The sequence below is a fragment of the Pelatocladus sp. genome (genome assembly GCF_059505505.1).
On sequence record NZ_JCACKS010000258.1, the window covers coordinates 23,354 to 29,353 of the forward strand.

General features: G+C 38.2%; 8 protein-coding genes. All 8 read right to left on the reverse strand.

The annotated features are described in order from the left end of the window. Positions 1 to 163: 163 nt before the first annotated feature. Complete coding sequence (locus tag AC5JMK_RS27090; RefSeq protein ID WP_495911403.1) at positions 164 to 640, reverse strand: hypothetical protein; 477 nt, start codon at positions 638 to 640, stop codon at positions 164 to 166. Positions 641 to 927: 287 nt separating this feature from the next. Continuing rightward, a complete protein-coding gene (locus tag AC5JMK_RS27095; protein WP_495911395.1) occupies positions 928 to 2,271 on the reverse strand; it encodes a serine/threonine protein kinase in 1,344 nt (447 codons plus the stop codon). A 775-nt stretch (positions 2,272 to 3,046) separates the two neighbouring features. After that, entirely contained in the window at positions 3,047 to 3,535 is a 489-nt protein-coding gene (locus AC5JMK_RS27100; protein WP_495911396.1) for a hypothetical protein, read from the reverse strand. 241 nt (positions 3,536 to 3,776) lie between these two features. Then, positions 3,777 to 4,187, reverse strand: coding sequence for a hypothetical protein (locus tag AC5JMK_RS27105; protein ID WP_096675893.1), 411 nt, complete (start codon positions 4,185 to 4,187; stop codon positions 3,777 to 3,779). A gap of 20 nt (positions 4,188 to 4,207) precedes the next feature. Then, entirely contained in the window at positions 4,208 to 4,570 is a 363-nt protein-coding gene (locus AC5JMK_RS27110) for a hypothetical protein (RefSeq protein WP_495911397.1), read from the reverse strand. Between the two features lie 167 nt (positions 4,571 to 4,737). Then, positions 4,738 to 5,082: a hypothetical protein gene (locus AC5JMK_RS27115; RefSeq protein ID WP_096675895.1), complete on the reverse strand. Its 345-nt coding sequence runs from the start codon at positions 5,080 to 5,082 to the stop codon at positions 4,738 to 4,740. Positions 5,083 to 5,236: 154 nt separating this feature from the next. After that, positions 5,237 to 5,587 (reverse strand): filamentous hemagglutinin, encoded by a 351-nt coding sequence (locus AC5JMK_RS27120; protein ID WP_495911398.1) that lies wholly within the window; start codon positions 5,585 to 5,587, stop codon positions 5,237 to 5,239. Positions 5,588 to 5,685: 98 nt separating this feature from the next. Continuing rightward, on the reverse strand, positions 5,686 to 6,000 hold a 315-nt coding region (locus AC5JMK_RS27125), incomplete at its 5' end, for a filamentous hemagglutinin (RefSeq protein ID WP_495911399.1).

Sequence of the window (6,000 nt, forward strand, 5' to 3'; positions counted from 1 at the left end):
AAAAAACAGAAATATTCAAAGATAAATCTATATATCACCCCATTACTGAGAGAATCAGAATGTTTATTAGGTGTTTTTTGTAAACACAGATATAAAACTGGATGGAAATAGCTTGAGCTTTTGTTCCTAAAAGAACACCAAAATACAAAAATGCGATCGCCTGCTATTCAACTAGAACATGATCTGGCAAATCAAATCTAATAGTTGTAGCCGCCCAGTCTTTGAGATCTGGCGCTAACAGGATGAGTTTTCGTAGGATTTCATCGTTTACCCACAGCACCAAGGGAAACTGAAACTGTTTAGCAAACTCATCGCGCATTAAATTGGTAGAAATGATGAGTTGATTAATTGCGACCACCGATTCTAAACCATGTACCATTAAAGCTTCGGGCTGGTTAGAACCAAGGGCGTTGGTAATAGTGGTATACAAGGTTTGGGCGGAAGCTGACAAAGATAATTCAGCGATCGCTATTGGTGAAAATTCATGTAACAAACTCAGTAAGTGCTGTTTTTTATCAGAGTTACAGCAAGCTAAAAGTAAGGAAAATTGATTTTTAGAAAGGTTAATCGCTTTTGCTAATCTGGCGATCGCAGTTGTAGTGCTTGTGTTATGACTTTCTGCCTCAATTAAACTGATCATTGCTTCACTTAAGTATATTTTTATATAGTTTTCTAAATCACCAGCAATACAGATGAGATAGGGAACTCTTAACAAGTTTTCACCTGACAATTATACTTACAGTAATTCTAGCAACTAGTCTAGTAGATCACCATATAATTACGGCTATCTTTAAGTAAAATTTGCTAGATATGAAGTTTTTGACTATATTAGCTTGATTTTTCACGTAAGTATAAACTTGTGAGTTACACAAATACCTGGCGAATAGAATTCGCGGCTACACAAACTAATAATCTAAGGGGCTACAGTCAAAGTCTTAACCAATCTTTGATTTCTTTAACTAACCATTGCTGTTCTACATCAGCTATTTCTGGACTAAATGCACCAAATTTGTATTTTTGAACTCCTGCTTCAATGCTAATCGCCATCAAGGGTCGATGATTCACAGAAATTGATTCACGATTGACACAGACATCGTGAATAGCTGAAGTATTTCCTCGCTTTCTGCGATAGCATTGACCAAATAATTCCCATTCCATGAAAAAATATTTATGATCAAAACGAATATATACTTCTCCAAAAGCAGGAAATATCAACATACTCAGCGGTAATAAACCAACCAGCCAATGAATTAATAAAAAAGGATGGAAAATGCCTCCTGTGAACAAAAGCAGAATTCCATACCATAAACTTACAAAAAATAATAAAAAACTATCAGAAGATTGTATTCCTCGTGCTGGAATTTTAATTGCTAGATAATTAGCTGTTTTTTTAAGATGAATCCGGCTACCATGAGGTTGAGAAACTATACCAGGAGAGTGAGTGGTTAGACGACTGTTGAGAACTTCTAAAGCTTGACGCGCGGTGTTAAGCCTTTGTTCAACATCTGGTTCGGTGACGGTTTCTAGCCAACGCAGAAAATGAGGACTTAAATTAGTGCGATCGCTAAAATGAATCCGCATATTTCGCTGTGGTAAATCGGCGGGAGAAGTACCTGTAACTAAATGAATTAATGTTGATCCCAAAGCATAAAGATCGGAAGCTGGAACTGCTCGACCACCAAATTGTTCGATTGGTGCATATCCATAAGTCCCCACTACTGTAAAAGTAGCTCCTTGGGCTGTGGCTCGGTCTTGTACAGCACCAAAATCAACCAGGTAAACTTGTTGATCTTCACCCAAAATTAAATTACTTGGTTTAATATCCCGATGTAGTACATGGGGAATTAATGAGTGCAAATAAATCAGAATTTCTAAAACATCAGAGGCAATTTTGCGGACTTGTTCTTCAGTAAATTTTTGTCTTTGATTGAGTAATTCCTTCAGAGATGAACCAGGAATATATTGTTGAACTAAAGCAAACCAGAGAATACGATCATCAATCGAAAAATAATCGCGGTACTTAGGAATACGAGCATGGTTTAGTTGTTTGAGAACATCTGCTTCTCGCTCAAACAGTTTCAAATCATCCCAATGTACCTGATCACCAAACGCTAAAAACTTGACTATGACTAATTCTGCTGGTTGAGTTGCGAGATCCTCAGCTAACCAGGTTTGACGACCTGCATTTTGTCCCAATTTTTGTTTGAGTTGGTAGCGAGACTCTTGTGGAGTCGCTTCGCGAACGCGCAATATTTGCCCCGCCTCAAGCATGGATAAATACTCCAGTCAAACGATTTAATATCAATGTAACAAGTTTTTAGAAATTTAATAGTAAATACACTGAATATTGGTTATCTTAGATCTTGCACCTACCCCCTATCCCGCCAAAAAATAATTTGGCTAATAGTTAAAGTCAGATTTATCTGACTAGTAGTTTGTCAAATTTGAATTAAGGGTTTGTAGTAAGCAATGCGCGTGTTTAAAAAAAAATAAGGATTTAATACCAATTAAATATGAAGCTGCACATTATTTTAACCCCTCCCAACCTCCTTTCAAGGGTAGGGGTTTTGTATTCGGTCATTTTTTGACTATTTCAGCCGATTTAAAAATCCTGAAACAACCAAACCACGTTAAGCAATTGAGAATTTTATCAACTATTTTCGAGATTTTAAAACCCCTACCCTTGAAAGCTCCCAACCTCCCCTTGGTAAGGGGAGGTGCCGAAGGCGGTGGGGTTCTTTCTATGCATCTTCATATGAAAATGGTATAAGTCCTTACTACGAAGTTTCTTATCCATCAATTTAAACTTGACATAGTGCTTGAACTACCCCACCACAATTAAACTAGTGTGACGTACTCCACACATTCCCATACGCTTCTTTAGTGCTTTTTTATGTTTATTTTTGAAAACTACACTTTTTTTACAGCCTAATATTATTTAAAATAATAGTTTGGCTCATCGCAAACAACAAAAACTTATCTTTTATCCTTAATTTGAATTTCTAATCAATCCTCATCTTGCTTTTTCATACTTTTTCAGCAAACCCTAATTTACACTTAAATTTAAAGTATAATTTAAAACACCATTACCACTTGTTTGCTGAGAAGAAGTAATACCAGGACCGCTCAATTCTACAGTTATTCCAGATGATGCAGGAGCATAGCGTCCCGAAATTTCAACTACATGTTCTCCAGGTGATAGTAAAGGTGATAAATTAATTTCCGCTTGGCTACCATTAAGCCGTTTTACAACTTTACCATTGAGAATAATGTCACCATTTAATTGGCTACCGTTCGTATTAATCCGCAAAATGTGGGGTTGACGAAGATCAGTAGCACTCAAATTGACTGAACTTGTTTGGTATCCAGAAGAATAGCTAGACTGCTGACTAAAAGTGCTGGAGTTTCTCATATCATCACTATTGCTGTCCACATGAACAGAAGAGGTTTGGATGTTGACGAAATTCTGAGCTAATGCTGCGGAAACAGTAGCGATCAAAGCTAAACAGCAGGCCAGAAATAATATCTTTTTCATGGCTGAATGTGGGTAACAGCAGGTATGCAAATCACCTATCTGCTTAAATACTGATAGAAAACTTGGTTTAAACTAAATAGCAAAAAAACCGGGTCTTTAACAATAGAGCGATCGCACTTAATTCAAACCTATCGTAAAAAACCCAGTTTATACTTTAACCAAAACATTAATTAATCCGAAGCTCTCTCACTAGAAGACTTCGGAAAAGTTAATATTTGAATTCGTATCCTCTTGAACACTTTTATCGTTGAGGAACACCAACACCATTAAGAAAGTTTGGATCAGCAGCAGGGTTGTATACATTGACTGGAACATGAACTTTCACACCGACATCTCCTTTACCAGGAGTGTTGCTGGTTGCACCTCCACCTACAACTTGAGTGCTATTGCGGTTTTGCTGAGTAGGATCACTACCATTTTGAACTTGAGTTCCTGTATTGGTAACACTGTTACCTTGGCACTCTTCTCCAAATTGTTGATCTACATTATTGTTTTGTTGAGCTGGTGCTTTGGAACCGCTAATTCCTACTTGTACTGAGACATCAGTCGCAACACAACCTAATGCCGAAGCAGGACGAGTAAAAGCAGGAGCGAAAAGAGGAGATACTACTGTTAATGAAAACAAACCCAAAGAAAGAAATTTGAAATTCATGATGATTTTAACCTATTGAACTATTTACATGTAGATGTGGTTGTAGAACTGTAAGTACGGTTATGCCCATTGTTGGAGCTTTGTACACTTTGTTGTGACCAAGTTCTGCCGCTACAATAGCTCCGTGTGTTGTTAGGGACTTTAACAGTCGGAACAGTGTAGATACCATTTTTTTGAACACGTACTCGAGAATTAGGCAAGCGGAGGGGATAAACGCTTGTTGTTGGTCTGGAATTATTTCTAATCGTAATACCGTTGTTTGTATCAACAATTACCCTACTATTGCCGTTTTGAATGTCAATGTCTCCTGCTGTGGCTATTCCGGCAGGTAATACCATCAGCGCAGAGATTGCAAGTATAGAAATCGAACGTTTAACAGGCATGGCGTGAATACCTCACATATTCAGAAAAAACCGATTTTTTGCTTTACCAGGAGTTCGGTTAACCTTGGTTTTAACTAAGCTGGCGTTGCTTGGATTACAGAATAATTCGCTTTCAAGAATAGACAACGCCTCATAACTTAAACTCATGTAGGCTTGTACAGTTAATTTTAACGGCAGTAGCCGTTAGCTATCTTCAGCGCATCTTGAACAGAAAGCTGGTTGGCATTATTTACAACTGTGTTGAACTCACCAACAGCAACTCCTGTTTGTTGAATATTCTGGTTGGAAACCTGTACATTACCACCAGGTCTACAGTAACCATTACCTACGCTGTTTGAGTTTTGGATGCTCTGCTGATTAGCATTGTTAACAACTGTATTGCCACGACCAGTTGCAACACCAACTTGATCAATATTTTGCTGATTACCTTGAAAATCTTGAGCAAAAGCAGCAGAAGGAGCTATAATGAGAGCAGTAACTACTAAACCGAAAGTTTTAACTTTACTAAACATATCTAGTTGACCTCTTGTGTTGTTGTGTGTTTTTGATTTTGACGGGGCGTTGCTTAACGAAAGTTGGCAACGCCTCTTGATTTAAGCCAGTTTTGATTTTTGGGTTGAATATTCACCTCTGAGCATTATTCCGCTTGTCAACTTCGGTTAACCGTTAGTTGCAATTGGTTATGCCATTAGCAATCTCATTAGCTGTTTGTTGAGCCAGTTGACCACCAACGTTAGCTACAGTATTAACTACACCAACAGCAGCACCATTTTGGGAAAGGTTCTGATCAGATATTTGACCATTGAAGCTTGCTTGGCAAGAAATACCATTTTTAATCTTAGTAATGCCTTGGACAGTTGTTTGTGTAGCATTGTTAACAATGGTACTAGCAGTACCGACAGCCGCACCATTTTGAGTAGTACTTTGTTGGCTACTTTGAACATCAGCTAAAGCCGCACCAGGAGCAACCATCAAACCAGCAGCCAGTAAACCGAAAGCAAAAGATTTCTTCAACATTGTTTTAGACCTTTGTGTATTGTGTGTGTTGTTGTGTGTTGTAATTTTTTGTCGGGGATGCGCTCTTACTACCATCATCCCTTTAGATTCAATCAAACTTAATAGCAGTTGTGGATACCGTTAGCAATTTCGGTTGCGTTTTGCAAAGCACCTTGGCTAGCTTGGTTGACTACGGTGTTAGCAGTACCAACAGCAGCACCGTTTTGTTCTAGGTTTTGACCAGAGTATTGAGCGTTGTAGCTACCACCATGACAGGAAGCACCATTCTTAATCTTGGTGATATCTTGGATATTTGTTTGAGTAGCGTCATTCACAACTGTGTTACCAAAACCAGCAGCTGCACCATTTTGAGTCGCATTTTGTTGGCTACTTTGAACATCAGCTAAAGCCGCACCAGGAGCAACCATCAAACC

Coding starts and splice junctions, on each gene's coding strand:
- AC5JMK_RS27100 (WP_495911396.1), bottom strand. CDS start 3,535: ATGAAAAAGATATTATTTCTGGCCTGCTGTTTAGCTTTGATCGCTACT.
- AC5JMK_RS27105 (WP_096675893.1), bottom strand. CDS start 4,187: ATGAATTTCAAATTTCTTTCTTTGGGTTTGTTTTCATTAACAGTAGTA.
- AC5JMK_RS27095 (WP_495911395.1), bottom strand. CDS start 2,271: ATGCTTGAGGCGGGGCAAATATTGCGCGTTCGCGAAGCGACTCCACAA.
- AC5JMK_RS27090 (WP_495911403.1), bottom strand. CDS start 640: ATGATCAGTTTAATTGAGGCAGAAAGTCATAACACAAGCACTACAACT.
- AC5JMK_RS27120 (WP_495911398.1), bottom strand. CDS start 5,587: ATGTTGAAGAAATCTTTTGCTTTCGGTTTACTGGCTGCTGGTTTGATG.
- AC5JMK_RS27115 (WP_096675895.1), bottom strand. CDS start 5,082: ATGTTTAGTAAAGTTAAAACTTTCGGTTTAGTAGTTACTGCTCTCATT.
- AC5JMK_RS27110 (WP_495911397.1), bottom strand. CDS start 4,570: ATGCCTGTTAAACGTTCGATTTCTATACTTGCAATCTCTGCGCTGATG.